Origin of the sequence: Geopseudomonas sagittaria (assembly GCF_900115715.1) — a bacterium.
GTDB lineage: Bacteria > Pseudomonadota > Gammaproteobacteria > Pseudomonadales > Pseudomonadaceae > Geopseudomonas > Geopseudomonas sagittaria.
Genome location: NZ_FOXM01000014.1, coordinates 56,769 through 82,935 on the forward strand (window position 1 = coordinate 56,769; position 26,167 = coordinate 82,935).

At 68.8% G+C, this 26,167-nt stretch carries 23 protein-coding genes; 11 read left to right on the top strand and 12 right to left on the bottom strand.

Going from position 1 to position 26,167, the window contains the following annotated elements:
- Window positions 1-12: 12 nt before the first annotated feature.
- Window positions 13-942: a LysR family transcriptional regulator gene (locus tag BM297_RS16285; RefSeq protein ID WP_092433393.1), complete on the bottom strand. Its 930-nt coding sequence runs from the start codon at window positions 940-942 to the stop codon at window positions 13-15.
- Between the two features lie 266 nt (window positions 943-1,208).
- Between BM297_RS16285 and BM297_RS16290 the strand changes: the two genes are divergently transcribed.
- From BM297_RS16290 to acuI, 6 genes are all read left to right on the top strand, one after another.
- Window positions 1,209-2,624 (top strand): acetyl-CoA carboxylase biotin carboxylase subunit, encoded by a 1,416-nt coding sequence (locus BM297_RS16290; RefSeq protein ID WP_092433396.1) that lies wholly within the window; start codon window positions 1,209-1,211, stop codon window positions 2,622-2,624.
- Between the two features lie 9 nt (window positions 2,625-2,633).
- Window positions 2,634-4,442, top strand: a complete 1,809-nt coding sequence (gene oadA / locus BM297_RS16295) for a sodium-extruding oxaloacetate decarboxylase subunit alpha (RefSeq protein ID WP_092433400.1) — start codon at window positions 2,634-2,636, stop codon at window positions 4,440-4,442.
- Between the two features lie 86 nt (window positions 4,443-4,528).
- Window positions 4,529-5,470 carry a sodium-dependent bicarbonate transport family permease gene (locus tag BM297_RS16300; protein WP_092433402.1) on the top strand — a complete coding sequence of 314 codons (942 nt, stop codon included), beginning with the start codon at window positions 4,529-4,531 and terminating at the stop codon, window positions 5,468-5,470.
- A gap of 1 nt (window position 5,471) precedes the next feature.
- Window positions 5,472-5,786: a P-II family nitrogen regulator gene (locus BM297_RS16305; RefSeq protein WP_092433403.1), complete on the top strand. Its 315-nt coding sequence runs from the start codon at window positions 5,472-5,474 to the stop codon at window positions 5,784-5,786.
- A 31-nt stretch (window positions 5,787-5,817) separates the two neighbouring features.
- Window positions 5,818-6,450, top strand: coding sequence for an acrylate utilization transcriptional regulator AcuR (acuR, locus tag BM297_RS16310; protein WP_092433405.1), 633 nt, complete (start codon window positions 5,818-5,820; stop codon window positions 6,448-6,450).
- 80 nt (window positions 6,451-6,530) lie between these two features.
- Complete coding sequence (gene acuI, locus BM297_RS16315) at window positions 6,531-7,514, top strand: acrylyl-CoA reductase (NADPH) (protein ID WP_092433407.1); 984 nt, start codon at window positions 6,531-6,533, stop codon at window positions 7,512-7,514.
- Window positions 7,515-7,659: 145 nt separating this feature from the next.
- On the opposite strand, the gene BM297_RS16320 is transcribed toward acuI, so the two are convergent.
- Window positions 7,660-8,205 (bottom strand): gamma carbonic anhydrase family protein, encoded by a 546-nt coding sequence (locus BM297_RS16320; RefSeq protein WP_092433409.1) that lies wholly within the window; start codon window positions 8,203-8,205, stop codon window positions 7,660-7,662.
- 81 nt (window positions 8,206-8,286) lie between these two features.
- On the opposite strand from BM297_RS16320, the gene prlC reads away from it, so the two are divergent.
- Together prlC and BM297_RS16330 are read left to right on the top strand one after the other, a co-directional pair.
- On the top strand, window positions 8,287-10,338 hold the full coding sequence (gene prlC / locus BM297_RS16325) for an oligopeptidase A (protein WP_092433411.1): 2,052 nt from the start codon (window positions 8,287-8,289) through the stop codon (window positions 10,336-10,338).
- Window positions 10,335-10,619, top strand: coding sequence for a YheV family putative zinc ribbon protein (locus tag BM297_RS16330; protein WP_092433413.1), 285 nt, complete (start codon window positions 10,335-10,337; stop codon window positions 10,617-10,619). The genes prlC and BM297_RS16330 overlap by 4 nt, the downstream gene beginning before the upstream one ends.
- Window positions 10,620-10,672: 53 nt before the next feature.
- Here the strand turns inward: BM297_RS16330 and BM297_RS16335 are convergent, their stop codons facing one another.
- A complete protein-coding gene (locus tag BM297_RS16335) occupies window positions 10,673-11,641 on the bottom strand; it encodes a CobW family GTP-binding protein (protein WP_092433414.1) in 969 nt (322 codons plus the stop codon).
- Window positions 11,642-11,822: 181 nt separating this feature from the next.
- On the opposite strand from BM297_RS16335, the gene BM297_RS16340 reads away from it, so the two are divergent.
- Complete coding sequence (locus tag BM297_RS16340; protein ID WP_092433416.1) at window positions 11,823-12,176, top strand: NADH:ubiquinone oxidoreductase; 354 nt, start codon at window positions 11,823-11,825, stop codon at window positions 12,174-12,176.
- Window positions 12,177-12,322: 146 nt separating this feature from the next.
- Here the strand turns inward: BM297_RS16340 and zigA are convergent, their stop codons facing one another.
- On the bottom strand, window positions 12,323-13,528 hold the full coding sequence (gene zigA / locus BM297_RS16345) for a zinc metallochaperone GTPase ZigA (RefSeq protein ID WP_092433419.1): 1,206 nt from the start codon (window positions 13,526-13,528) through the stop codon (window positions 12,323-12,325).
- 90 nt (window positions 13,529-13,618) lie between these two features.
- Between zigA and folE2 the strand changes: the two genes are divergently transcribed.
- Together folE2 and BM297_RS16355 are read left to right on the top strand one after the other, a co-directional pair.
- On the top strand, window positions 13,619-14,530 hold the full coding sequence (gene folE2 / locus BM297_RS16350) for a GTP cyclohydrolase FolE2 (protein WP_092433421.1): 912 nt from the start codon (window positions 13,619-13,621) through the stop codon (window positions 14,528-14,530).
- A 78-nt stretch (window positions 14,531-14,608) separates the two neighbouring features.
- The gene (locus BM297_RS16355) at window positions 14,609-14,896 is read left to right on the top strand and encodes a bacteriohemerythrin (protein WP_281250257.1); all 288 of its coding nucleotides are present in this window, start codon (window positions 14,609-14,611) and stop codon (window positions 14,894-14,896) included.
- Between the two features lie 16 nt (window positions 14,897-14,912).
- Here the strand turns inward: BM297_RS16355 and BM297_RS22330 are convergent, their stop codons facing one another.
- The 8 genes from BM297_RS22330 to BM297_RS16390 all read right to left on the bottom strand — a co-directional run bounded on the left by BM297_RS22330 (window position 14,913) and on the right by BM297_RS16390 (window position 26,166).
- Window positions 14,913-15,044 carry a hypothetical protein gene (locus tag BM297_RS22330; RefSeq protein ID WP_281250255.1) on the bottom strand — a complete coding sequence of 44 codons (132 nt, stop codon included), beginning with the start codon at window positions 15,042-15,044 and terminating at the stop codon, window positions 14,913-14,915.
- Window positions 15,045-15,423: 379 nt separating this feature from the next.
- Window positions 15,424-16,650, bottom strand: a complete 1,227-nt coding sequence (locus tag BM297_RS16360; protein WP_092433427.1) for a PepSY-associated TM helix domain-containing protein — start codon at window positions 16,648-16,650, stop codon at window positions 15,424-15,426.
- Between the two features lie 79 nt (window positions 16,651-16,729).
- On the bottom strand, window positions 16,730-18,853 hold the full coding sequence (locus tag BM297_RS16365; protein WP_245768276.1) for a TonB-dependent siderophore receptor: 2,124 nt from the start codon (window positions 18,851-18,853) through the stop codon (window positions 16,730-16,732).
- Window positions 18,854-19,061: 208 nt separating this feature from the next.
- Window positions 19,062-19,460, bottom strand: coding sequence for a DUF1850 domain-containing protein (locus BM297_RS16370; protein ID WP_092433430.1), 399 nt, complete (start codon window positions 19,458-19,460; stop codon window positions 19,062-19,064).
- A complete protein-coding gene (locus BM297_RS16375; RefSeq protein ID WP_092433432.1) occupies window positions 19,457-21,484 on the bottom strand; it encodes a TRAP transporter permease in 2,028 nt (675 codons plus the stop codon). Before BM297_RS16375 ends, BM297_RS16370 begins: the two co-directional genes overlap by 4 nt.
- Window positions 21,485-21,745: 261 nt before the next feature.
- A complete protein-coding gene (locus BM297_RS16380; protein WP_092433434.1) occupies window positions 21,746-22,702 on the bottom strand; it encodes a TAXI family TRAP transporter solute-binding subunit in 957 nt (318 codons plus the stop codon).
- Between the two features lie 339 nt (window positions 22,703-23,041).
- Complete coding sequence (locus tag BM297_RS16385; protein WP_092433436.1) at window positions 23,042-24,385, bottom strand: sigma-54-dependent transcriptional regulator; 1,344 nt, start codon at window positions 24,383-24,385, stop codon at window positions 23,042-23,044.
- A gap of 2 nt (window positions 24,386-24,387) precedes the next feature.
- Complete coding sequence (locus BM297_RS16390) at window positions 24,388-26,166, bottom strand: sensor histidine kinase (protein WP_092433523.1); 1,779 nt, start codon at window positions 26,164-26,166, stop codon at window positions 24,388-24,390.
- Between the last annotated feature and the right edge of the window lies 1 nt (window position 26,167).

Genomic DNA, 26,167 nt, shown 5'->3' on the forward strand with positions numbered 1-26,167 from the left:
CGCCGGGCGCGGTCAGATCGCCAGGCTGAGCGCGTTGATCTGCGCCCGGCTGCTGCGGATGAACTCGAGGAAGGCCAGCGCCACCGGGCTCAGCCGCCGGTCGCGCGGATGCACCACGCACCAGCTGTGCTGCAGCGGCAGCTCGGCCACCGGCAGCTCGCACAGGCGGCCGCTGGCCAGCTCCAGGCTCACCGCATGGCGCGGCAGCAGGGCCAGGCCGAGACCGGCCAGCACGCCGGCGCGCTGCGCTTCCTGGGAGCCGAGCTGCTGGGTATCGGCGAAGTGCGCCCGCTTGTCGTGGCAGAACGCCTCGCAGGCCTGGCGGGTGCCGGAACCCGGCTCGCGGACCAGCAGCGGCCAGGCGGTCAGCTCCTGCAGGCTGAGCCGCTCGCGCTGGCACAGCGGATGCCCGGCCGGCGCCACGGCGACGATCTGGTTGGTGAGAAACGGCATGAACTCCAGGTTCATGCCGGTGGGCACCTGGGAGAGGATCATCAGCTCGTCGCGGCTGACGCTCATCCGCCGCAGTGCGTGGGCATGACTGGCGACGGTGAGCTGCAGGCCGACCTGCGGATGCTGCTCGCGGAAGGCGGCGAACAGGTGCGGCACCACGTACTCGGCACTGGACTCCACGGTCAGGCTGAGCTGGCCCTGCAGCGAGCCCTCCAGGTCGGAGAGCTGCATGTCGAGGCTCTCGAGGCGGCCGAAGATGTCGGCGCCGGCACGGCGCAGCGCCTCGGCGGCGTCGGTGAGGTAGAGCTTCTTGCCGACGTACTCGAACAGCGGCTGGCCGACCAGCTCCTCGAGCTGGCGGACCTGCAGGCTGACCGCCGGCTGGGTGAGGGCCATCTCCTCGGCGGCGCGACTGTAGGAGCGGGTCTCGCACACCGCACGGAACACCTGCAGCTGGCGCAGGGTGAGACGCATCAGGGACTTGCGCATGGGGACCTCGGCAATGGCTGAACGAAGGCCGGCAGCGGTGTGCAACCGGCCTGTAACCGGGTTGCAACATGTAGCGACGTTCGCCGCGTCACATCCGACTGATTGGCTGCAGCCCAGGAAATCCGGGACTTCCGCCAATGTATAAGCTGTAGTTTATGCATAACCTAACAAATATTCATTTTTCTTAATCCACCCCTCGGCGCTAGGGTATTTGCACCTGCCGCCTGACCGGCCGGGTCAGCCAGCCCAGACCGAGGGAGACCTCCGTGATAAGAAAAATCCTCATCGCCAACCGTGGCGAGATTGCCGTGCGTATCGTGCGGGCCTGCGCCGAGATGGGCATCCGCTCGGTGGCCGTGTATTCCGAAGCCGACCGCCACGCGCTGCACGTCAAGCGTGCCGACGAGGCCTACAACCTCGGCGACGAGCCGCTGGCCGGCTACCTGAACCCGCGCAAGCTGGTCAACCTGGCGGTGGAGACCGGCTGCGACGCCCTGCACCCGGGCTACGGCTTCCTGTCCGAGAACGCCGAACTGGCGGAGATCTGCGTCGAACGCGGGATCAAGTTCATCGGCCCGAGCGCCGAAGTGATCCGCCGCATGGGCGACAAGACCGAGGCGCGGCGCAGCATGATCAAGGCCGGCGTGCCGGTCACCCCGGGCACCGAAGGCAACCTTGCCGACCTCGACGAGGCGCTGCGCGAAGGCGAGCGCATCGGCTACCCGGTGATGCTCAAGGCCACCTCCGGCGGCGGCGGCCGCGGCATCCGCCGCTGCAACTCGCAGGACGAGCTGGAGCAGGCCTGGCCGCGGGTGATCTCCGAGGCCACCAAGGCCTTCGGCAGCGCCGAGGTGTTCCTCGAGAAGTGCATCGTCAACCCCAAGCACATCGAGGCGCAGATCCTCGCCGACAGCCTCGGCAACACCGTGCACCTGTTCGAGCGCGACTGCTCGATCCAGCGCCGCAACCAGAAGCTGATCGAGATCGCCCCCAGCCCGCAGCTGACCCCCGAGCAGCGCGCCTACATCGGCGAGCTGGCGGTCAAGGCGGCGCAGGCGGTCGGCTACGAGAACGCCGGCACCGTGGAGTTCCTGCTCGCCGAGGGCGAGGTGTACTTCATGGAGATGAACACCCGGGTGCAGGTGGAGCACACCATCACCGAGGAAATCACCGGCCTGGACATCGTCCGCGAGCAGATTCGCATCGCCGCCGGCCTGCCGCTGTCGGTGCAGCAGGCGGACATCATCCACCGCGGCTACGCGATCCAGTTCCGCATCAACGCCGAGGACCCGAAGAACAACTTCCTGCCCAGCTTCGGCAAGATCACCCGCTACTACGCGCCCGGCGGTCCCGGCGTGCGCACCGACACGGCGATCTACACCGGCTACACCATTCCGCCGTACTACGACTCGATGTGCCTGAAGCTGATCGTCTGGGCACTGACCTGGGAGGAGGCGCTGGACCGCGGCCTGCGCGCGCTGGACGACATGCGCGTGCAAGGGGTGAAGACCACCGCGCCCTACTACCAGGAAATCCTCCGCAATCCGGAGTTCCGCAGCGGCGTGTTCAACACCAGCTTCGTCGAGAGCCACCCGGAACTGATCAACTACTCGGTCAAGCGCAAGCCCGAAGAGCTGGCCCTGGCCATCGCCGCCGCCATCGCCGCCCACGCCGGCCTGTGAGGAATTGAGATGAACAAGAAGATCACCGTCACCGATACCATCCTGCGTGATGCGCACCAGTCGCTGCTGGCCACCCGCATGCGCCTCGAGGACATGCTGCCGATCTGCGCCAAGCTCGACCAGGTCGGCTACTGGTCGCTGGAAGTCTGGGGCGGCGCCACCTTCGACGCCTGCGTGCGCTTCCTCAAGGAAGATCCGTGGGAGCGCCTGCGCCAGCTGCGCGCCGCGCTGCCCAACACCCGCCTGCAGATGCTCCTGCGCGGCCAGAACCTGCTCGGCTACCGCCACTACAGCGACGACGTGGTCAAGGCCTTCGTCGCCAAGGCGGCGGTCAACGGCATCGACGTGTTCCGCATCTTCGATGCGATGAACGACGTGCGCAACCTGCGCACCGCCATCGAGGCGGTCAAGGCCGCCGGCAAGCACGCCCAGGGCACCATCGCCTACACCACCAGCCCGGTGCACACCGTCGCGTCGTTCGTCGAGCTGGGCAAGCGCATGCAGGAGAAGGGCGTCGACTCTATCGCCATCAAGGACATGGCCGGCCTCTTGACCCCCTACGCCACCGCCGAACTGGTGCAGGCGCTGAAGGCCGAGATCGACCTGCCGATCTTCATCCACTCCCACGACACCGCCGGCATGGGCAGCATGTGCCAGCTCAAGGCCATCGAGGCCGGTGCCGACCACATCGACACCGCCATCTCCAGCTTCGCCTGGGGCACCAGCCACCCGGGCACCGAGTCGATGGTCGCCGCGCTGCGCGGCACCCCGTTCGACACCGGCCTGGACCTCGAGCTGCTGCAGGAGATCGGCCTGTACTTCTACGGCGTGCGCAAGAAGTACCACCAGTTCGAGAGCGAGTTCACCTCCGTGGACACCCGCGTGCAGGTCAACCAGGTGCCGGGCGGCATGATGTCCAACCTGGCCAACCAGCTGAAGGAGCAGGGCGCCCTGCACCGCATCAACGAGGTGTTCGCGGAGATCCCGCGGGTGCGCGAAGACCTCGGCTTCCCGCCGCTGGTCACCCCGACCTCGCAGATCGTCGGCACCCAGGCGGTGTTCAACGTGCTGGCCGGCGAGCGCTACAAGACCATCACCAACGAGGTGAAGCTGTACCTGCAGGGCCGCTACGGCAAGGCGCCGGCGCCGGTCAACGAGCACCTGCGCTTCCAGGCGATCGGCAGCGAGGACGTCATCGACGTGCGCCCGGCCGACCTGCTGCAGCCGGAAATGGCCCGCCTGCGCGAGGAGATAGGCCCGCTGGCCAAGTCCGAAGAGGACGTGCTGACCTTCGCCATGTTCCCCGACATCGGTCGCAAGTTCCTCGAGGAGCGCGCCGCCGGCACCCTTACTCCTGAAGCGTTGCTGCCGCAGCCCGACGCCGCCGCGCGCCCGGCCGCCCAGGAAGGCGTGCCGACCGAGTTCGTGGTCGACGTGCACGGCGAGAGCTACCGCATCGACATCACCGGGGTCAGCGTGAAGAACGACGGCAAGCGCCACTTCTACCTGGCCATCGACGGCATGCCGGAGGAGGTGGTGTTCGAGCCGCTCAACGCATTCGTCGGCGGCGCCGCCAGCGGCAAGCGCAAGCAGAGCGCCGCGCCGGGCGACGTCAGCACCACCATGCCGGGCAACATCGTCGACGTGCTGGTGAAGGAAGGTGATGTGGTCAAGGCCGGCCAGCCGGTGCTGATCACCGAAGCAATGAAGATGGAGACCGAGGTGCAGGCGCCGCTCGCCGGCACCGTGAAGGCCGTCCATGTGGTTAAGGGCGACAGGGTCAATCCCGGTGAAGTACTCATCGAGATTGGAAATTAAGTCCCTTGAAAGGGGAGCCGAATGGCTCCCCTTTTTTTCATCTCGACTATAAGAACAACGACTGCCTGCATGCCCGAGGAGGGCCGATGAGTCTCGACCCCGTTGTACTGTTCTTCGTCTTCGGCCTGACCGCCGGCCTGCTGAAGAGCGAGCTGAAGCTGCCGCCGGCGCTGTACGAAACCCTGTCCATCGTCCTGCTGCTGGCCATCGGCCTGCACGGCGGCGTCGAGCTGGCTGAGCAGGCCAGCCCGGCGCTGCTCGGCCAGTCGGCGCTGGTGCTGGGCCTGGGCATCGTCCTGCCGCTGCTGGCCTTCGCCCTGCTGCGCGTCCTGCGCTTCGACCGCATCAACGCCGCCAGCGTGGCGGCGCACTACGGCTCGGTGAGCGCCGGTACCTTCGCCGTGGTGGTCGCCTACCTGGCCTCGCGGGAGATCTTCTTCGAGAGCTACATGCCGCTGTTCGTGGCGATCCTCGAGATCCCGGCGATCCTGGTCGGCATCCTGCTGGCCAAGGGTGTCTCCCGCGACACCCACTGGAAGGAACTGGGCCGCGAGATCTTCCTCGGCAAGAGCATCATGCTGCTGCTCGGCGGCCTGGTGATCGGCGCGCTGGCCGGCAAGGAAGCGATCAAGCCGCTGGAGCCGCTGTACACGGGCATGTTCAAACCGGTGCTGGCGTTCTTCCTCCTCGAGATGGGCCTGATCGCCTCAGGGCAGCTCGGCTCGCTGCGCCAGTACGGCATGCGCCTGGCCGCCTTCGCCCTGTGCATGCCGCTGCTCGGCGCGCTGATCGGCGCCCTGCTGGCGCGGCTGATGGGTCTGTCGCTGGGCGGCACGGCGATGCTCGCCACCTTGGCCGCCAGCGCCTCCTACATCGCCGTGCCGGCGGCCATGCGCCTGGCGCTGCCCGAGGCCAATCCCTCGCTGTCGCTGACCGCCGCACTGGGGATCACCTTTCCCTTCAACATCCTGATCGGCATCCCGCTGTACCTGATGCTGGCCGAGCAACTGATCGCCTGGGGACTCTGACATGGCCCACACCACCCTGCTCACCGTGATCTGCGAAGCGGCGCTGGAGCACAAGCTGGTCGCCGACCTCGAACAGCTCGGCGCGCCCGGCTGGACCCTCTCCGACGTGCGCGGCCGCGGCTCCCACGGCCTGCGCCGCGCCGACTGGGACACCGCCGGCAACATCCGCGCCGAGATCCTCTGCGCGCGCGAGCTGGCCGAACGCATCGCCCGCCACCTGCAGGAACGCTACTACGCCAACTTCGCGATGATCTGCTACCTGGCCGAGGTGGAAGTGCTGCGCGCGGAGAAGTTCGTCGCCAAGCCGGCCGGTTGACTTTAAAGACAATCGGTCTAATATTCACCCCATGACAGCTCCCAGCCCCCAGCCGCGCCGCGGCCGCCCGCCCAAGGTCGACCGCGACAACCGTGAGACCCGCGAGGCGCTGCTGCATTGCGGCATGCGCCTGCTCACCGAGCAGGGCTTCCTGGTCACCGGCATCGACGCGGTGCTCAAGCAGGTCGGCGTGCCCAAGGGCTCCTTCTACCACTACTTCGCCAGCAAGGAGGCCTTCGGCCGCGCCGTGCTGGAGCGCTACGCCGACTACTTCGCCGCCAAACTGGATCGCTGGCTGCTCGATCCGAGCCGCCCGCCGCTGGCGCGCCTGCAGGACTTCGTCGCCGACGCCTGCGCCGGCATGGCCCGCCACGGCTACCGGCGCGGCTGCCTGGTCGGCAACCTCGGCCAGGAGGTGACCCAGCTGCCGGCAGGCTTTCGCGAGCAGCTGGAGGAAGTGCTGTGCGACTGGCAGACGCGCCTGGCTGCCTGCCTGCGCGCCGCCCAGCAAGACGGCAGCCTGGCGGCGACGGTGGACTGCGACGAGCTGGCGGCGTTCTTCTGGATCGGCTGGGAAGGCGCCGTGCTGCGCGCCCGCCTGGTGCAGAGCGATGTGCCGCTGCAGACCTTCATCCGCGGTTTTCTCGCCCTGCTGCCGCGCTGATTTTTTTCGACCCTTTTCTAGACGATCGGTCCAATAAGCCCGATCCCCTGACAACCGCCCCAAGACAACCGAGGTGATCCATGTTCCGCGCCATCCTGATAGAGAAAGACGACCACGGTTACCGCGCCGGCGTGCAGGAGCTCGACGAGGCCCGCCTGCCCGAAGGCGACGTGCGGGTGCGCGTCAGCCACAGCACACTGAACTACAAAGACGCCCTGGCGATCACCGGCAAGGGCCCGGTGGTGCGCCAGTTCCCCATGGTGCCCGGCATCGACCTGGCCGGCATCGTCGAAGAGAGCAGCCATCCGGACTACCAGCCGGGCGATGCGGTACTGCTCAACGGCTGGGGCGTGGGCGAGAGTCACTGGGGCGGCCTGGCCCAGCAGGCGCGCCTCAACGGCGACTGGCTGATCCCGCTGCCACAGGGCTTTTCCGCCGCCGAGGCGATGGCCATCGGCACCGCCGGCTATACCGCGATGCTCTCGGTACTGGCCCTGGAGCGCAATGGCGTGACTCCCGAGCGGGGCGAGGTGCTGGTCACCGGCGCCAACGGCGGCGTCGGCAGCTTCGCCATCGCCCTGCTGGCGAAACTCGGCTACCGGGTGTTGGCCTCGACCGGCCGCCCCGAAGAAGCCGACTACCTGAAGAGTCTCGGCGCCACCGAGATCATCGATCGCGCCACGCTGTCCGAGCCGGGCCGCCCGCTGGGCCGCGAGCGCTGGGCTGGGGCGATCGACTCGGTGGGCAGCCACACCCTGGCCAACGTCTGCGCGTCCACCCGCTATGGCGGCACCGTGGCCGCCTGCGGCCTGGCCCAGGGCATGGACTTCCCGGCCACGGTGGCACCATTCATCCTGCGCGGCGTGACCCTCGCCGGTATCGACAGCGTGATGCGCCCGCGCGCCGACCGCCTGGAAGCCTGGCAGCGCCTGGCCCGCGACCTGGACAAGGGCCTGCTGGCCTCGATGACCCGCACCATCGGCCTGGAAGAGGCCATCGCCACCGCCGGCGAGCTGCTCACCGGGAAGGTACGCGGGAGAGTAGTGGTCGACGTCAACCGCTAAGGCAACTGTAGGGCTGATGGCTCCCACGCTCCCGCGTGGGAGCCCGAGCCACGGACGCTCCGCGTCCCGCTGCAGCAGCAGCCAGGCATGCGTGCCCACGCAGGAGCGTGGCTACGATCAGCGCCGCACTTCCTGCGCCACCGTCTCACTCGGCGGTATAACCCTCGACCAGGTGCAGGTCCTTGAGCTTCACGTAGTTGGCCGCGCTGTAGGTGAAGAACGCGCGCTCCTTGTCGCTCAGCGGCCGCGCCTGCTTCGCCGGGCTGCCGACGTACAGGTAGCCGCTCTGCAGCACCTTGCCCGGCGGCACCAGGCTGCCGGCGCCGATCACCACCTCGTCCTCGACCACCGCGCCGTCCATGATGATCGCGCCCATGCCGACCAGCACGCGACTGCCGATCCTGCAGCCGTGCAGGGTCACCTTGTGGCCGACGGTGACGTCCTCGCCGATCTCCAGCGGATAGCCGCCCGGGTTGAACGGCCCGGCGTGGGTGATGTGCAGCACGCTGCCGTCCTGGATGCTGGTGCGCGCGCCGATGCGGATGCTGTGCATGTCGCCGCGGATCACCGCCAGCGGCCACACCGAGCAGTCGTCGCCCAGCTCGACGTCGCCGATCACCACGGCGCTGGGATCGACGAAGGCGCGCTCGCCGAGCTGCGGGCGGTGCCCCTGGTAGGTTCTGATGGACACGATAGAAATCTCCTGAGCTGCGTTGTCGGTCATTTGTCATTAACATGACCCAGTGAATCTCCCGACTCAAGGTCCAATGCCGTGACTGCAACCAATCCCCTGCTGCAAGCCTTCGACCTGCCGCCCTACTCCAAGATCCGCCCCGAGCATGTCGAGCCGGCCGTCGACCAGATCCTCGCCGACAACCGCGCCGCCGTCGCCGCGATCCTGGAAAGCCAGGGCCAGAACCCCGACTGGAACGGCCTGGTGCTGGCGCTGGACGAGCTGAACGCGCGCCTGGGTCGTGCCTGGAGTCCGGTCAGCCACCTCAACGCGGTGTGCAACAGCGCCGAGCTGCGTGCCGCCTACGAGGCCTGTCTGCCCAAGCTGTCGGCCTACTACACCGATCTGGGCCAGAACCGCGCGCTGTACCAGGCCTGGCATGCGCTGGCCGATAGCCCGGCGGCGGCCGGCTTCGACGCCGCCCAGCAGACCATCGTCAAGCACACCCTGCGCGACTTCCACCTCTCCGGCATCGACCTGCCGGAAGCCGAGCAGCAGCGTTACGGCGCGATCCAGATGAAGCTCTCCGAGCTGTGCAGCACCTTCTCCAACCAGGTGCTCGACGCCACCCAGGCGTGGACCAAGCAGATCGCCGACGAAGCCGCGCTGGCCGGCCTGCCGGATTCGGCCAAGGCGCAGATGCAGCAGGCCGCGCAGGCCAAGGGCCTGGATGGCTGGCTGGTGACCCTGGAGTTCCCCAGCTACTACGCGGTGATGACCTACGCCGACGACCGCGCCCTGCGCGAGGAGCTGTACACCGCCTACGCCACCCGCGCCTCCGACCAGGGCCCCAACGCCGGCCAGCACGACAACGGCCCGCTGATGGCCGAGATCCTCGACCTGCGCCAGGAGCTGGCCAAGCTGCTGGGCTTCGCCCACTATGCCGAGCTGAGCCTGGCCACCAAGATGGCCGAGTCCACCGAGCAGGTGCTCGGCTTCCTCAGGGATCTGGCGGTGCGCGGCAAACCGTTCGCCGAGCAGGATCTGGCCGAGCTGCGCGCCTTCGCCGCAGAGCGCGGCGTGAACGATCTTTCGAGCTGGGACGTCGGCTACTTCAGCGAGAAGCTGCGCCACCAGCGCTACGAGATTTCCCAGGAGCAGGTGCGCGCCTGGTTCCCGATCGACAAGGTGCTGTCCGGGCTGTTCGCCATCGTCGAGCGCCTGTACGGCATCCAGATCGAGGAGCTGTCCGGCTTCGACAGCTGGCACCCGGACGTGCGCCTGTTCGAGATCACGGAAAACGGCGCGCACGTCGGGCGCTTCTTCTTCGACCTCTACGCCCGCGCCAACAAGCGCGGCGGCGCCTGGATGGACGGCGCCCGCGACCACTGGCGCAACAGCGCCGGCGAGCGGATCAGCCCGGTGGCCAACCTGGTGTGCAACTTCACCCCCGCAGTGGGCGGCAAGCCGGCGCTGCTGACCCACGACGAGGTCACCACGCTGTTCCACGAGTTCGGCCACGGCCTGCACCACCTGCTGACCCGCGTCGACTATGCCGGCGTCTCCGGCATCAACGGCGTGGCCTGGGACGCGGTCGAGCTGCCCAGCCAGTTCATGGAGAACTGGTGCTGGGAGTCGGAAGGCCTGGCGCTGATCTCCGGCCACTTCGAGAGCGGCGAGCCGCTGCCGCAGGCGCTGCTGGACAAGATGCTGGCGGCGAAGAACTTCCAGTCCGGGCTGATGCTGCTGCGCCAGCTGGAGTTCTCGCTGTTCGACTTCGAGCTGCATGCCAGCCATGGCGACGGCCGCAGCGTGCTCGAGGTGCTGCAGGCGATCCGCGACGAGGTGTCGGTGATGCAGCCGCCGGCCTGGAACCGCTTCGCCAACAGCTTCTCGCACATCTTCGCCGGCGGTTACGCGGCCGGCTACTACAGCTACAAGTGGGCCGAGGTGCTCTCCGCCGATGCCTTCTCGAAGTTCGAGGAGGAGGGCGTGCTCAACCCGGCCACCGGCCGCGCCTTCCGCGAGGCGATCCTCGCCCGCGGCGGCTCGCTGGAGCCGATGCAGCTGTTCGTCGACTTCCGCGGCCGCGAGCCGTCGATCGACGCCCTGCTGCGCCACAGTGGCCTGACCGAGGAGGTGGCAGCATGAGCGAGGAAATCCTCAATCAGCCGGTGAAACGCTTCATCGCCGGCGCGGTGTGCCCGGCCTGCGAGGCAATGGACACCATCCAGATGTGGGACGAGGACGGCACGCCCAATCGCCACTGCGTGACCTGCGGCTACGCCGACACCCTCGACGTCAATGGCAATTCGGTACCCAGGGAGCTGCCGACCCGGGTCAACGTCAGCGCGCTGAAACCGAAGGCGGCCGATCCCAAGGTGCAGACCGTGCAGTTCTTCCCCAATCCGAAGCTGAAGAAGCCGGAGTAATCGGGGGCAACGGTCGAAAAGGCGTCCTGCGCGAGCAGGGCGCCTTTTTTGTTTCAGTCCAGCCGACAGGCCGCCAGCCCCGCCTGCAACGCCTCCGCGTCCCGCGCCTCGGCAAAGATCAGCTCCAGCCGCGAATCCCGACGCCACTCGCTGCTGCGCCACTCCAGTGGCGCGCCGTCCAGCGCGTTGGCGCTGTGCCAGCCGTCGTCCGCGCCGTGCAGCAGCAGCTTGGCGCGCCGCCAGGGCAGGGTGGCCAGCCAGGCGGCGACCTGGTCGCGCTCGAAGCGCTGGCTGGGGTGCCAGCGCCAGCCGATGCTCCAGCCGCCGTCTTCGGCATGGATCTGGCAGATCGGCTGCCCCGAATCGCTCCACAGCGCCGGCAGCTGGCCAGCACCTGTGGGTAACTTTTCCTCCACACTACCCGCCTGTGCCCGCGCGTGGATGCCCGGCAGCTCGCCGAGCGGCAGTCGCCCCTGCTCGGTCCACAGCAGCGGCCGCACCGGCAGCTGGGCGGCGAGCAGGGCGCGGGCAGTGGCGTCCAGCGCCTCGCTCTTGTTCAGCAGCAACAGCCCGGCCGCGCCCAGCGCGGCCTGCTGCGCCGGCGGCAGCGGCCGGCCGGCGGCCAGGGCGGCGGCGTCCAGCACCAGCACGCAGGGCTGCACGGCGAGCACCTCGCGCCACGGCGCGTCCTGCAGCTGGCGCAGCAGCTCGGCCGGGTGGCCGAGGCCGGAAGGCTCGATCAGCAGGCGGTCCGGGCGCGCCTGGCGCAGCAGACGGCCGAGACCGACCTGGAAGGGTGCGCCGTTGACGCAGCACAGGCAGCCGCCGGCCACCTCGCCGAGGGCGATGCCGTCTTCGTCGGTGGTCAGCAGCGCGGCATCCAGGCCGATCTGGCCGAACTCGTTGATCAGGATCGCCCAGCGCTCGCCGGCCGGCTTCTGCGCCAGCAGCTCGCGAATCAGGGTGGTCTTGCCGGCGCCCAGCGGGCCGGCGATCAGATGGGTGGGGATGTGCTTGAGCATGGACTGCCTGTGGATAAGCCTGGGGGTAAGCTGTGCCCTGCTGTGGACAACTGCATCGGCGGGTCATTCTCGCCAGCTTACCGGCAAACCGCGATGGCCGCCCGCGCCAGCGCGGCGGTCGCCGGGTAAACTGCGCGCCAGCTCCGCTGCGGAGCCCCGTCCAGCCAACCGGAGCCCGTCCATGCGCCAGATCCTGCCCTTCCTGCTCGCCGTCCTGCCGCTGCCGGCGCTGGCCGAGGCCTGTGTGGTGCACAGCCAGGGCCAGGGCGTGGCGGTGCAGGTCTGCCAGCAGAACGTCAGCATCCCCAAGGGGCTGTTCCGCGACGGCTTCTGCCAGCCGAAGCTCAAGGATCAGGAGATCAAGGTCGAGTTCGTCGAGCAGTGCCCCGAGGGCGCCTACGGCATCTGCAGCGGCGCCCAGGCCGGCGGCCCGGCCTACCGCCAGGACATCCACTACTACGGCGTGTCCAGCGACGCCCGCTTCCTCAAGCCGTTCTGCGAGGGACAGAGCGGCGGGGCGTGGCGCACGCCCTGAGGGCCGGCTCACGATCTCGCGAGCTAGAGCCAGACAAAGCGAAATCGGTTGAGAAAGCGGAGTTTGCTGGGTGCAAATGAGCATCCCGAAACCGATTTCAACGCAGCATGGCCGACGCGCAGCAGATCATGAACAGGCCCTGAGGCTTAGGCGACCTCCTCCAGCCACGGATCGAACGGATCCTCCAGCGTCCGCCAGGCGTCCTCGCCCAGCGCCAGTTCCACCTCGTCGAGCAGGCAGGCGTCCAGCTCGGCGTGCAGGCGGGCGAAGTCGATGTGCTGGCCGATAAACACCAGCTCCTGGCGGCGGTCGCCGCTGGCCTCGTCCCAGTTGGCGAGGATCGCCGCGCGGCTCTCCGCATCCACAGGCCACTGCTCGCGCGGCGTCGCGTGCCACCAGCGCCCGGCGTAGCCGTAGCGCATCAGCCCGCCGGCCTGCGACCAGCTGCCGGCCTCCGCCGGCCGGCTGGCCAGCCAGAACCAGCCCTTGGAGCGCAGCAGGCGGCCGCTGTCCCACTCGCGGTGCAGGAAGTCGTGGAAGCGTTGCGGATGCAGCGGCCGGCGCGCCCGCCAGGCGGTGGAGGCGATGCCGTATTCCTCGGTCTCCGCCACGTGTTCGCCACGCAGCTCGGCCAGCCAGCCCGGCGCCTGGGCCGCGCGCTCGAAGTCGAAGCGCCCAGTATCGAGGATCTTCGCCAATTCCACCTGGCCCATGACCATCGGCAGCACCTCGGCCTGCGGATTGAGGCGACCGAGCATGGCCAGCAGTTCGGCGCGCTCGGCGCTGGAGATCAGGTCGATCTTGCTGACCAGGATGACGTCGGCGAACTCCACCTGGTCGATCAGCAGGTCGGTGACCGAGCGCTCGTCATCCGCGCCGAGGCTCTCGCCGCGGCTTTCCAGCGACTCGGCTTCGTGCAGGTCGCGCAGGAAGTTCACCCCGTCGACCACGGTGACCATGGTGTCGAGACGCGCCAGGTCGGCCAGGCTCTGCCCCTGTTCGTCGCGGAAGGTGAAGGTCTCGGCCACCGGCAGCGGTTCGGCGATGCCGGTCGATTCGATCAGCAGGTAGTCGAAGCGCCCCTCGCCGGCCAGGCGGGCGACCTCGTCGAGCAGGTCCTCGCGCAGGGTGCAGCAGATGCAGCCGTTGCTCATCTCCACCAGCTGTTCCTCGCCGCGGCTGAGGCTGACGCCCTGCTGCACGGCGACGGCATCGATGTTCACCTCGCTCATGTCGTTGACGATCACCGCGACCCTGAGGCCGGCGCGGTTCTTCAGCACGTGGTTGAGCAGGGTGCTCTTGCCGGCGCCCAGGAAGCCGGACAGCACGGTGACGGGAAGACGGGAATCCATCGGTTGACCTCGAATGGCAGACGGCAGCGCTTGGTTAAATTTGAGTTATAACATAACATTTTCTCCCGCCTGACCACCAAGGGATTGCCGATGAACAGCCTCAGCCTGCCGGATATCGCCGCGCAAACCACCACCGCCCGCCTGCCGCTGGAGCGGGTCGGCATGGCCGGCATCGCCCAGCCGGTCGTGCTCCTCGGCCAGCGCCTCGCCGCGCGGGTCAGCGCCGGGGTCAGCCTCGACGACGCGGCGGCGCGCGGCATCCACATGTCGCGCCTGTACCTGGCGCTGGCCGCGCTGGAAACGGAAGAGCTGACCCCGGCGCTGCTGGCCAGGGTGCTCGGCGAGTTCCTCGCCAGCCACCGCGAGCTGTCGGCGCGCGCCCAGCTGGAGATCCGCGGCGAGGCGCTGCTGCGGCGGCCGGCGCTGGTCAGTCCGCTGGCCGGCTGGAAGGGTTATCCGCTGGTAGTCGATGCCCAGCTGTATGCGGGCGGGCTGAGGGTGGAGCTGGAAGTGGCGATCGGCTACTCGTCGACCTGCCCGTGCTCGGCGGCGCTGGCCCGCCAGCTGCTCCAGCAGCGCTTCGCTGCCGACTTCGCTGGTCGGGAACTGGAACAGGGCGCGGTACTGGAGTGGCTGGGCAGCAGCGCCGGCAGCCTGGCCACCCCGCACAGCCAGCGCTCGACCGCCACGCTGCGCGTGCAACTATCCACAGCTGCCGTACACCTGCCGCTGCTGGAGCTGATCGAGCGCGCCGAGGCGGCGCTGGGCACCGCCCTGCAGACCGCGGTGAAGCGTGCCGACGAGCAGGCCTTCGCCCTGGCCAACGGCCAGAACCTGATGTTCTGCGAGGACGCAGCGCGGCGCCTGCACGCCGCGCTGCTGCGCCAGCCGGGGCTGGAGGCGTTCAGCGTGCGGGTGGAGCACGCCGAGAGCCTGCACGCCCACGACGCGGTGGCGCAGAGTTTCTGGCGGCGGGCGGCTGAAGGCTGTTCGACTACCTGAAGGAGGTCGAGGGGGGTGATCGCCCGCAAGGAGGCCAGAAATTTGGAGGGCGTGCGGCACGGGCTGGTGAGCTAAGCGATCGCCCACAATACCTTCGAGGAGTCGCTGATGGAGAAGGCCGACTACCCGATGCTCGATGCCCACCGCGAGGTCCACGAGACTTTCAAGGAGCGGGCCAATGAATTACTGCAGAAACTGCACGACTGCACCAACTGCGTGAAGATCGTCGCGCGGGCACGCATCTATATCGGCCTGTGGCTGATCAGCCATGTCAAGCAGGACGACATGGACTACGTTCCCTATATACGCAAGATCGTTGGCAAGGGCGGTTACATGTCCTCGCTGCTCAGCCGTTATTTCCGCTGAAGCCTCTGCGCATCGCTCAGGAAGGCTCGCGGCGCGCCTTGGCCTGGGCCTTGCGCTTCTGCCCCACCACATTGCTCCGGCTCGAGGCGGTGGAGCGGCCATGGCTCACCGCAAATTCGGCCAAAAATACCTGATGCCACTGATGCATGGCTTATTCCTCGATGCGTCGGACTGTTTTATCAATAAACCTGACCATGGAAGATCAGAAACGCGCGAATTCTGCGCAATTGCCTGACATGAATCAATCGAGAAAATGATACTTGCCGATAGCCATTTCCAATGAAAAACCAAGGCATAGACCATCGATATAATTATTTGTCGCCTTTATGAAAAGGCGCTCCTTATACGTCGCGTTGATATCAAAATAAAGTCGCTTTGATATAAGAAGTGCGACAGCGAATATCCGCCATGCGCGCAGAAATCCGACCAACGGTAATCACCTGCCGGCCGCGGCGCCTGCAGGGCGGGGCGCTGATCCCGCCTGTGCGCCAGGCCACGGCGGCAGGTAGAGCCGCCGCAGCGCGGCCCTAGCCCTGAGCGAGCCCCCGCGCGCGGACTTCCGGCATACGGGTCGCCAGCGCTGCCTGCCGACGCGCCGCGCGCTTCCTCAGCCAGATGACGATGCCGGTCAGCGACAGCATGGCCACCATCAGGCCCATGAACGACACCAGGATGCGCCCCGGCAGGCCGAGGATGCGCCCGGAGTGCAGGGGGAACTGCGCCTGCATGAACACCTCGCCGGCGCTGCCGCTGCCGGGGATCTGCGTGCCGAGCAGGCGGCCGTCCTGGGCGTCGAGGTACAGCCAGGGATTGCCCAGGCCGCCGTCGCCGTGCTCGTTCTCCAGGGTGAAGAAGCCGACCCCGTAGAGGTCGTACTCGGCGGAGTGGAAGATGCCGCCCGCCGGCAGGTCGAGACCCAGGCGCGCGGCTTCGGCCGCGGCGCGCTGCAGTATCTCGACACGGCCGAGCGCCGGCTCGCGCTGCTCGTCGAGAGTGACCGGCGTGCGGCTGGCGAACGGGCTGGGCGAGAGCGGCGAGAACAGCTCGACCAGCGGGCGCATCACCTGCACGTTGAGGTTCATCGACACCGAGGTGACCGCCAGCACCAGCAGCAACGCCCATACCCAGACGCCGCCGGAACGGTGCAAATCGAAGTTGAGCGGGTAGCCGCCGCGCCGCCAGCGGAAGGCGAACGACTTGCGCCAGGCGCGGCGGCTGGGGAAGGACAGCCAGAGGGCGACCAGGCAGTCGAGGCACCAGACGATGGCGACCACGCCGAACAGCAGCACGCCGAGTTCCAGGCCGAAGCCGTCGGGGATGTGCAGGCTGTAGTGCAGCTTGTAGAGGAACGGCAGCAGGTTCTCGCGGCTCAGCGAGATCTCGCCCCACTGGCGGCTGCCCTGCACCGCACCGCTGACCGGGTCGAGGGCAAGCTGGTTGAAGCCCAGCGCGAAGGCCTTGCCGGTGGCCGGATCAATACGCGGGTCGACGCTAACCCCCAGCGCGTGGCCGGGCTCGACGGCCAGCGGCAGCCAGGAGACGCGCAGGCGCGGGTCGCTGGCCTCGAGGGCGTCGGCGAGCGCCAGCGGCGCCTGCGCCGGGCCGCTGCTGCGCGCCTCGAACAGGTCGGGGTTGAGCCACTCGTCCAGCTCGTGATCCCAGGAGATCAGCGCGCCGGTGAGGCCGGCGACGAACAGGAACAGGGCGATGAACAGGCCGCACCAGCGGTGCAGCAGGACCAGCAGGGGCCGCATGGGGGTACTCCGAATCGACGATGGAAAATGACCGGCCCCGCCCGCCGGATGGCGCGCGGGGCGGTCAAGGGGCAAGCGGTCAGTACTTCCAGCTGACGGTCATGCTGGCGTTGCGCGGTGCGCCGTAGTAGCCCTGTTCCCAGTACAGGCTGGTGATGTACTTCTCGTCGGTGAGGTTGTCGAGGTTGGCCGAAACGCTCCAGTTGGGGTCGATGTCGTAGCTGGCCATCAGGCCGACCAGGGCGTAGGCGTCCTGCTCGATCTTGCCGGCGCTGCCGTCGGGCAGGGTGACGTCGCGGTGGATGGCGTCCTGCCAGCTCAGGCTGGCGCCCACCTTGAGCTGCGGCAGCTGCGCCAGGCGGTAGGTGGTGGCGGCGCGCAACAGGTGCTTGGGCGCGTAGGTCTTGGCGTGGCGGTGCTCGGCGTCCTGCACGTCGACGAAGGTGTAGCCGGCGCTGACCTGCAGCCCCGGCAGCAGCTCGCCGGACAGCTCCAGCTCGTAGCCCTCGCTCAGGTAGTCGACGCCCGCGTAGATCTGCCGGCCGCCGACGAAGCCGGCCGACTCGGCCATGTTGTCCTGGTAGGTCTTGAAGGTGGCGGCGGCGACGTTGAGGCGGCCGTCGAACAGTTCGCCCTTGACGCCCAGCTCGAAGCTGCGCCCCTCGACCGGGTCGAGCCGGTCGCCGCTGGCGTCCAGGCGGGTCTGCGGGTCGAAGATCTCGGTGTAGCTGGCGTACAGCGAGTACTGCTCGTTGAGGTCGTAGACCAGGCCGGCATAGGGGGTGACCGCGTCGTCCTCGCGCGAACGGGCGCGGCCGTAGCTCTCGCCCTCGCTGTCCACCCAGGTCGCCCGCGCGCCGGCGATCAGGGTCAGCGGGTCGGCCAGGCTCAGGCGGGTGGCGGCGTAGACGCTCTTCTGCTTGTCCTCGAAGCTGCTGCCATCGACGAAGAAGTCGAACGCCGGCAGCGGGTAGTCGCCGCGCCAGTCCTGCAGCGGCGGCAGGGCGGTGCCGATGCCCTGGCCGTAGTGGGAGATGTCGTCGAGTTCGGACTTCGAACCGCTCACCCCGGCGACCAGCTCGTGCTCGCGGCCGAGCAGGGCGAAGGGGCCGCTGACGTAGAGGTCGGCCAGCCACTGGCGGTTGTCGTCCTCGTACTCGGACGGATAGCTGAAAAGGCCGAGGCCGGTGGCGGCGTCCGGGGTGCCGTAGACGTAGAACAGGCGGCCGTCGCCGTCCTTCTCCACGCGGGTCAGCACGCCCTTGGCCTGCCAGCCGTTGCCCAGGTCGTGCTCCAGCTCGACGAAGGTGCGCTGCTCCTCGTTGTCCCAGAACGCCCAGTCGGCCGAGGTGCTGGTCGAGCGCGAGAAGTCGGAGGCCGAGCCGTCGCTGAAGTACAGCGGCAGGGCGCCCCACATCGGGCTGTCGGCGGCGGTCTTCTGCAGGGTGTGGCCCAGGCTCAGGGTGGTGCGCTCGGAGAGATCTGCCTCGAGCACGCCGTGGAATACGTTCTTTTCCCGCGAGTAGCGGTCCAGATAGGAGTTCTTGTCCTCGTGGGCGTAGACCAGCCGACCGCGGACGTTGCCGGAGTCGGTCAGCGGCCCGGAGACGTCGGTGTCGATGCGTCGCTGGTCCCAGGAGCCGGCGGTCAGGTCGATGCGCGCCTGCGGCGTGGCGGTCGGCCGCTTGCGCACGAAGTTGATGGTCGCCGAGGGGTTGCCGGTGCCGGACATCAGGCCGTTGGCGCCGCGCACCACCTCGATGCGCTCGAAGGGCGCGGTGTCGATGCTGCCGTCGAGGTTGCCGTAGACGAACGGGGCGCCGATGCCGTCGTACTGGAAGTTGGTGATGTCGAAGCCGCGCGCGGTGAAGTAGGTACGGTCGGTCTCCACCTCCTGCACGGCGATGCCCGGGCTGTACTTGAGCGCCTCGTTGACGCTGGTCAGCCTGAAGTCGTCGAGCTGGGCGCGGGTTATGGTCGACACCGACTGCGGCGTCTCGCGCGGGCTCAGCTCCAGCCTGGTGGCCGCGCTGCTCGGCTTGGCCTGGTAGGAGTCGCGCTCGGCGGCGGCACCGTCGGCCTGGCCGACGATGGTCGAGGCGTCGAGCTGCAGGGCCTCATCCGTCTCGGCGGCATGGACAGTCGACAACAGGCCAGCGTGCAGGGCGCAGGCGAGGGCCAGGGCGGTCTTGCGGAAGGTCACGGGGAAGGCTCCGGAGGTCTTTGAGAGGCGTGCGGCAGGCTGCTCGCCCGTCGATGCGAATAATTCTCAAAAATGATTCCACCGAGGTGCCCACCTCGTCAATACAAATAAGAAAGTATCTTATTTGAGATGCCATATCAGTAATGGAATGGCTGCGCCGAACTCGCCAGCAAAAACTCCCGGAGACTGGTGTCGCCCGGGGTTTGGTTCATGCTCCAGGCGTAGCCGGCGCGCAACTCCACAGCTCCAGCGCCGGCCGGTCCGCTCGTGGCGGACCGAGCCATTCACTCAGTTCGTGACAGGCGCCATCGAAGCACAGTTGGTAGTCCCCCGCCTCGGGCGTACGCCCGACACGCAGGGGTTGCAGCGGCGGCAGCTGGCGGCGGTAGTGCCAGCTGCCCGCGTGCAGGACGGCGTCGGCCGGGATCTCCATGCCGGCGCCGCTGCCCTTGACCCGCGCCTCGCCGAGCAGCAGGCCCTCGGCGGTGACGCGGTAGTCCTCCTCCCAGCGCACCTTCTCGATGCTGTGGGTCCAGGCCAGGGTGAAGGCCGGCACGGGCAACTCGGCCCACACCACACCGGCCAGCCCCAGGCACAGGCCGATCATGCACCGACCGTCTGGGCGCTCTGGCGGGTGCGCCACAGGTGCGCGGCGATGGTCAGCGCGCCGAGGGCGAAGCCGAGCTCGTCGGTGATCGGCAGGGCGAGGATCAGGCAGGCACCGGCGGCGAAGGCCGGCAGGCGCTCCCACCAGGCCAGCGGCCCGCGCAGGTAGCCGATCGACGCCACGCCCCACAGGCCGATGGCGAACAGCGCCTTGACCGCCACATAGGCGGTGGCCGCCAGGCTGTCGCCCTGCAGCATCAGCGCCGGGCTGTACACCGCCATGAACGGCACCACGAAGCCGGCCACCGCGATGCGCACCGCCCACAGGCTGATCTTCAGGCCCTTCTCGCCGGCGATCGGCGCCGCGGCGAAGGCGGCCAGCGCCACCGGCGGAGTGAGGTCGGCGAGGATGCCGAAGTAGAACACGAACATGTGCGAGACGATCAGCGGCACGCCGAGGTCGAGCAGCGCGGGTGCGGCGATCGAGCTGGTGATGATGTAGTTGGGGATGGTCGGGATGCCCATGCCCAGCACCAGGCAGGTGACCATGGTCAGCACCAGGGAGAGGAACAGGTTGTCCTGGCCGATGGCGAGGATGTAGCCGGCGAAGGTGGAGGCCACCCCGGTCAGCGACACCACGCCGATGATCACCCCGACCAGGGCGCAGGCGATGCCCACCGGCACCGCGTGGCGGGCGCCCTCGACCAGCGCGTCGACGCACACGCGCAGGGTGTCGCGGCCGCCCTTGACGAACCAGCAGGCCACCACCAGCAGGGCGATGACGCCGAACACCACGCCGATGCCGAGGCGGAAGAAGCCGGCGCAGAGCACGCCGAGGGCGATCCAGAAGGCCATGCGCAGGCCGAACGAGGAGACCTTGAGGATGATCGCCGAGCCGAGGATGACGATGGCGGTCAGCGCCAGGCCGACGGTGCCGGAGAACATCGGCGTGCGTCCGGAAAACAGCAGGGCGATCAGCACGCCCAGCGGGATCAGCAGGAACCAGCGCTCCTTGACCGCCGCCCAGGGGTTCGGGCACTGGTCCTTGGGCAGGCCCTTGAGGCCGGCGCGCTTGGCTTCCAGGTGGACCATCCAGAACACCGAGCCGAAGTACAGCAGCGCCGGGATCAGCGCGGCCTTGGCCACCTCGACGAAGGGCACGTTGATGGTCTCGGCCATGATGAAGGCCACCGCGCCCATCACCGGCGGCATCAGCTGGCTGCCCATGCTGGCGGTGGCCTCGACGCCGCCGGCGAAGGCGGGCTTGTAGCCGAAGCGCTTCATCAGCGGGATGGTGAACTGGCCGGTGGTGACCACGTTGGCCACCCCCGAGCCGGTGATGGTGCCCATCAGCGCCGAGGAGAACACCGAGACCTTGGCCGGGCCGCCGAGCTTGTGGCCGAACAGGCCCATGGCGAAGTCGGTGAACAGCTTGATCATCCCGGCCTGCTCGAGGAAGGCGCCGAACAGGATGAACAGGAAGATGTAGGTCGCCGACACGTAGGTCGGCGTGCCGTACAGGCCCTCGGTGCCGAAGGACAGCTGGTTGACCACCTGGTCGAGACCGTAGCCGCGGTGCGCCAGGTCGCCCGGCAGGTACTGGCCGAGCAGTGCGTAGGCGAGGAACAGGCCGCAGATCAGCGGCAGGGCGATGCCCATCACCCGTCGCGCCGCCTCGAACACCAGGGCGATCAGCAGCAGGCCGATGGCCATGTCGGCCGTGGTCAGATCGCCCGAGCGCTGGATCAGGTCGGCCTCGAACACCCACTGGTAGGCGAAGGTGGCCATGCCGGCCAGGCCGAGCAGCCAGGCCAGCGGCTGGAACGGCCGCTTGCTGCCGTGGGCCGGGTAGCAGAGGAACACCAGCAGCAGCAGGAAACCGACGTGGCCGGCGCGCAGCACCTGGCTGGTCACCGGGTGGAAGGCGGCGGTGATGATCTGGTAGGTGGAGAACAGCAGCGCCACGTAGAACAGCGCCTTCGGCCACTGGCTGGGGCTGGCGGACATGCCTTGGCTTTCGCTCATGGAAACACCCTCTCGGCAGCCGGCAACGGCTGCCCATGACGACGCCCTCCACGCCGGCAGGCCGGACGGAAGGGGGCGGGCACCGGCGCAGGCGCCGGCACGAACGGATCGGAATTGACTACAGCTTAGGTTCTGCGCGAAAGATCGGCCGCGGCGGACGGGCGACAGGCCTGCCGACGCGAGCGCCTTGCGTAGGCAACCTGCCCGGCCGGCAACCGCGGCCGCCCTGGGCAAGGCGACCGGCGGTCTGGCCGCAGCCGCTTACTTGAGTACGCCGGCTTCCTTGTAGAAGCGCTCGGCACCCGGGTGCAGCGGGATCGGCAGGTTCTGGGTGGCGGTTTCCAGCTTGATGTCCTTGGCCGCCGAGTGGGCGGTGCCCAGACGCTCGAGGTTGTCGAACATCAGCTTGGTCATCTGGTAGGCCACCTCGTCGGAGACCTTGCTGTGGGTCACCAGGATGTTGGTGATCGCCACGGTGGGCACGTCGGCGCTCTGGCCGTCGTAGGTGCCGGCCGGGATGACGCCGGCCTGGTAGGCCGGGCTGCCGATCTTCTCCACCACCTCGGCGGGGATCGCCACGAAGGTCACCGGCATGGTGGTGGCCAGGTCGCGGATCGCCGCCATGCCCAGGCCCGAGGACTGCAGGGTGGCGTCCAGCTGGCGGTTCTTGATCAGCTCGACCGACTCGGCGTAGGGCAGGAACTCGACCTTGCCGAGATCCTCGTAGGACATGCCGGCGGCCTTGAAGATGGCGCGGGCGTTCAGTTCGGTGCCGGACTTCGGCGCGCCGACGGAAATGCGCTTGCCCTTGAGGTCGGCCAGGGTCTTGATCCCGGAGTCGGCGCTGGCGACCACCTGGATGTAGTTGTTGTAGGTGCCGGCGATGGCGCGCAGGTTCTTCAGCGGCGCCTTGAAGCCGGCGTCCTCGACCCCGTTCCAGGCGTCGCCCACCGAGTCGCCGAGGGCGAAGGCCAGCTCGCCGCGACCGGCCTGCAACAGGTTGAGGTTCTCCACCGAAGCCTTGGTGGCCTGCACAGAGGTCTTCGAACCTTCGATGCCGTTGCTGTACAGCTGCGACAGGCCGACGCCGATCGGGTAGTACACCCCGCTGGTGCCGCCGGTGAGGATGTTGATGAAGGTCGGCGCGGCGAGAACCGCGGTGCTGGCAGTCAGAGCCGCGGCAGCGGCGAACAGGCTCAGGCGCTTGCTCAGTTTCATGGGGACTTCTCCGTCTTGTTGTAAGAGTTGCGCTCCGTCGCAGCGGGGTCGCCAGCAGCGGGCGGCGACTGCAACGTATTGCGAAGAATCTGATTGCAGGAGCTGTGCCAGAAGCGGGAAGGCCCGTGGCATGCGGGTCTGCGGCGGGCGAGCGGACAGGAGTCGGCGGATTCTTGCCGATGAGGGAAGGGGTATCGGCAAGAATCCGCCGACCTGCTGGACAAGGGCTGCCTGGAGCGCCTGCCCGGTGGCGGGCGCAGTACGCGCTAGCGGATTGGCACTAGCCGCAGTCCGGTGTCGCCTTTCGAGCGAGGAATGTGGCCGCAAGGGCGGCCCGCCTCAGCGCTCCGTCGCCCCGCCCTCGACGAACTCCCCGCGACTGATCCCATGCCTCTGCATCTTCTCGTTCAGCGTGCGCCGCGGCAGCTGCAGCAGGGCCATGGTCTCGGCGATGTTGCCGTGGCACTGCTGCAGGGCCTGGCGCAGGCACTGTTCCTCGAAGGCGTCGAGCTGGGCGGCCAGCGACTGGCTGGGGCTGGCCACCGCCGGGCCGCGACCGAGGCCGAGGGCGTGGCGTTCGGCGGCGTTGGCCAGTTCGCGCACGTTGCCCGGCCAGTCGTGGGCGAGCAGGCGGGCCAGTTCGACCGGCGTCAGCGGGCGCGGCTCACGGCCGTGGCGGGCGGCGGCCTCGCGGGCGAAGTGGTCGAACAAGAGGGGGATGTCCTCACGGCGCTGGCGCAGCGGCGGGATGTGCAGCTCGGCGACGTTGAGGCGGTACAACAGGTCCTCGCGAAAGCGCCCGGCGCGCACCTCGGCGGCGAGGTCGGGCTTGACCGCGCTGATCACCCGCAGGTCGACGGCGATGCTGCGGTTGGAGCCGAGGCGCTCCAGGCTCTTCTCCTGCAGCACGCGCAGCAGCTTGGCCTGCTGGGCCAGTGGCAGGCTCTCCACCTCGTCGAGGAACAGGCTGCCGCCGTCGGCGTGCTCGATGCGGCCGATGCGCTTGCCCTGGGCGCCGGTGAAGGCGCCGCTCTCGTGGCCGAACAGCTCGCTCTCGAACAGCTGCTCGGGAATCGCCGCGCAGTTGAGGGCGACGAAGGCCTTGGCGGCGCGCGGGCTGAAGTCGTGCAGGCAGCGCGCCACGCGCTCCTTGCCGCTGCCGGTCTCGCCGCGGATCAGCACGTTGACCGCGGTGGGCGCCAGCTCGAGGATCTGCCGGCGCAGCTCGACCATCGCCGGCGACACGCCGAGCAGCTGGCCCTCGATGCGCCCGCGCTCGCTCACCTGGCGGCGCAGCGCGCGGTTCTCGCAGACCAGGCGGCGCTTGTCCAGCGCACGCTGCAGGCTGGAAAGCAGGCGCTCGGGGGTGAAGGGCTTCTCGATGAAGTCGTAGGCTCCCTGCTGCAGGGCCGCCACCGCCATGGGCACGTCGCCGTGGCCGGTGACCATGATCACCGGCAGCTCGGCGTCCAGCGCCTGCAGCTTCGCCAGCAGGGCCAGGCCGTCGATGCCGGGCATGCGCACGTCGCTGACCACCACGCCGGGGAACTCGGCATCGAGCAGTGCCAGCGCCTCCTCGGCGCGCGCGCAGGTGCGCACGCTGAGGCCGGACAGTTCCAGCCACTGCTGCACCGCCTCGCGGATCGGCGCCTCGTCGTCGATGAAGATGATCTGCTGCTGCATGTTCACTCCTGCTGGCCGGCAGCCAGTGTAACCGGCGCCGCCACCGCCGGCAGGCGGATGCGGAACAGCGCGCCGTCGCGGTCGTTGTCCACCTCGAGCTGGCCGCCCAGCTCGCGGACGATGCCGTAGGACACGGCGAGGCCGAGACCCAGGCCCTCGCCGACCGGCTTGGTGGTGAAGAACGGCTCGAACACCCGCGCCAGGTCGCCGGGCGCGATGCCGCCGCCGCTGTCGCCGACGGTCAGCAGCCAGGCGTCGCCGTCGCGCTGCAGGTCGATGCGCAGCTCGCGCACCGTCCTGCCGAGCATGGCGTCGAGGGCGTTGTGCAGCAGGTTGACCAGCACCTGCTCGAGGCGGATGGCGTCGCCCTCGACCCAGGCCTCGGCGTTGCGCTGGCGCAGCACCAGCACGTCGTCCTGGCGGATGCGCGGCTCGAGCAGCAGCAGGGCGTGGTCGACCACGGTGTCCGGCTGCAGGCGCTCGCGCAGGCCGCCGGGGCTGTTGCGGGCGAAGGTCTTCAGGTGGCCGGTGAGCGCGGCCATGCGGGTGAGCAGACCGTCGATGCGCGCCAGGCAGGTCTGCGTGGCCTCGGCGTCGTTGCGCGCCAGCAGCAGGCCGAGGCTGCCCAGCTGCATGCGCATGGCGGTCAGCGGCTGGTTGATCTCGTGGGCCAGCGCGGCGGACATCTGCCCCAGCGCGGCCATCTTGGCAGCCTGCACCAGCTCATCCTGGGCCTGGCGCAGTTCGGCGGTACGTTCGTCGACCAGGCGCTCCAGCTCGGCGCGCGAACGCTGGCGCAGGCGGCGGTTCTTCTGGCGCTGGGCGAGGAACAGCAGCAGGAAGGCCAGCGCCAGCCAGGCGCCACCGGCGGCCAGGCGATAGCTGCGCACCGCGCCGCCGGGTGCATGGGCCTCGTGCAGCAGGTGCAGGGTCCAGCCCTCCTCGCTCAGCACGCGGCGCTGCCACAGGTAGTCGCGGCGCCCGTCCGGGCCGTCGACCCGCTGCAGCGCGCCGCCCCCGTCGAGAGCGCGCAGCGCCTGCAGGCCGAGCGGCTGCAGGGTCTGCTCGGCGTACTTGCGCGCCGCCAGCAGCTCGGCGCGCTGCGCGGCGGAGAGTCCCGGCAGGTGGCGGAAGCGCCAGGCCGGGCGGCTGGCGAGGATGGCGATGCCGTGGCGGTCGGTGACCAGTAGCACGCCGCTCTGCCCGGCCCAGTCGCGCTGCAGCTCCTCCATCTCCAGCTTGAGCACCACCACGCCCAGCGCGCGGCCGTCGAGGTCGCGCACCACCCGCGACAGGAAGTAGCCGGGCACCCCGGTGGTCACCCCGACCGCGAAGTAGCGGCCGCGGCCCTCGCGCATGGCGTCCTGGAAGTAGGGTCGAAAATCGTAGTGGTTGCCGACGAAGCTGCCCGGCTCCTGCCAGTTGCTGGCGGCGATGGTCTCGCCGCGGGCGTCGAGGACGTAGAGCACCGCCGCGCCGGCCTCGGCGTTGAGGCGCTGCAGGCGGTGATTGAGCTGCTGGCGCAGCAGCGGATCGGCGCCGGCGCGCAGGGTGGCCTGCACCTCGCCGTCGTGGGCGACGATCGCCGGCACGGCGCGGAAGCGCTCGACCAGGATGCGCAGCGACTGCGCGTACAGCTCCAGCTGGCCCTGGGCCTCGACGCTGCGCTCGAGCCACTGGCGACGCTCGGCGTAGCGCCCGGCCAGCCACACGCTGGCCAGCAGGCCGGCGAGGATCAGCAGCAGGACGATGAAGAAGCGCTGGCGGGATGACACCGGCATC

Excerpts from the sequence above, each read along its gene's own strand:
- BM297_RS16375 (WP_092433432.1), bottom strand. The coding sequence starts at position 21,484 with ATGAGCGAAAGCCAAGGCATGTCCGCCAGCCCCAGCCAGTGGCCGAAG.
- acuI (WP_092433407.1), top strand. The coding sequence starts at position 6,531 with ATGTTCCGCGCCATCCTGATAGAGAAAGACGACCACGGTTACCGCGCC.
- BM297_RS16390 (WP_092433523.1), bottom strand. The coding sequence starts at position 26,166 with ATGCCGGTGTCATCCCGCCAGCGCTTCTTCATCGTCCTGCTGCTGATC.
- BM297_RS16385 (WP_092433436.1), bottom strand. The coding sequence starts at position 24,385 with ATGCAGCAGCAGATCATCTTCATCGACGACGAGGCGCCGATCCGCGAG.
- folE2 (WP_092433421.1), top strand. The coding sequence starts at position 13,619 with ATGAACAGCCTCAGCCTGCCGGATATCGCCGCGCAAACCACCACCGCC.
- BM297_RS16360 (WP_092433427.1), bottom strand. The coding sequence starts at position 16,650 with ATGCGGCCCCTGCTGGTCCTGCTGCACCGCTGGTGCGGCCTGTTCATC.
- BM297_RS16300 (WP_092433402.1), top strand. The coding sequence starts at position 4,529 with ATGAGTCTCGACCCCGTTGTACTGTTCTTCGTCTTCGGCCTGACCGCC.
- BM297_RS16330 (WP_092433413.1), top strand. The coding sequence starts at position 10,335 with ATGAGCGAGGAAATCCTCAATCAGCCGGTGAAACGCTTCATCGCCGGC.
- zigA (WP_092433419.1), bottom strand. The coding sequence starts at position 13,528 with ATGGATTCCCGTCTTCCCGTCACCGTGCTGTCCGGCTTCCTGGGCGCC.
- BM297_RS16335 (WP_092433414.1), bottom strand. The coding sequence starts at position 11,641 with ATGCTCAAGCACATCCCCACCCATCTGATCGCCGGCCCGCTGGGCGCC.
- BM297_RS16305 (WP_092433403.1), top strand. The coding sequence starts at position 5,472 with ATGGCCCACACCACCCTGCTCACCGTGATCTGCGAAGCGGCGCTGGAG.
- oadA (WP_092433400.1), top strand. The coding sequence starts at position 2,634 with ATGAACAAGAAGATCACCGTCACCGATACCATCCTGCGTGATGCGCAC.
- BM297_RS16340 (WP_092433416.1), top strand. The coding sequence starts at position 11,823 with ATGCGCCAGATCCTGCCCTTCCTGCTCGCCGTCCTGCCGCTGCCGGCG.
- BM297_RS16380 (WP_092433434.1), bottom strand. The coding sequence starts at position 22,702 with ATGAAACTGAGCAAGCGCCTGAGCCTGTTCGCCGCTGCCGCGGCTCTG.
- BM297_RS16370 (WP_092433430.1), bottom strand. The coding sequence starts at position 19,460 with ATGATCGGCCTGTGCCTGGGGCTGGCCGGTGTGGTGTGGGCCGAGTTG.
- acuR (WP_092433405.1), top strand. The coding sequence starts at position 5,818 with ATGACAGCTCCCAGCCCCCAGCCGCGCCGCGGCCGCCCGCCCAAGGTC.
- BM297_RS16285 (WP_092433393.1), bottom strand. The coding sequence starts at position 942 with ATGCGCAAGTCCCTGATGCGTCTCACCCTGCGCCAGCTGCAGGTGTTC.
- BM297_RS22330 (WP_281250255.1), bottom strand. The coding sequence starts at position 15,044 with ATGCATCAGTGGCATCAGGTATTTTTGGCCGAATTTGCGGTGAGCCAT.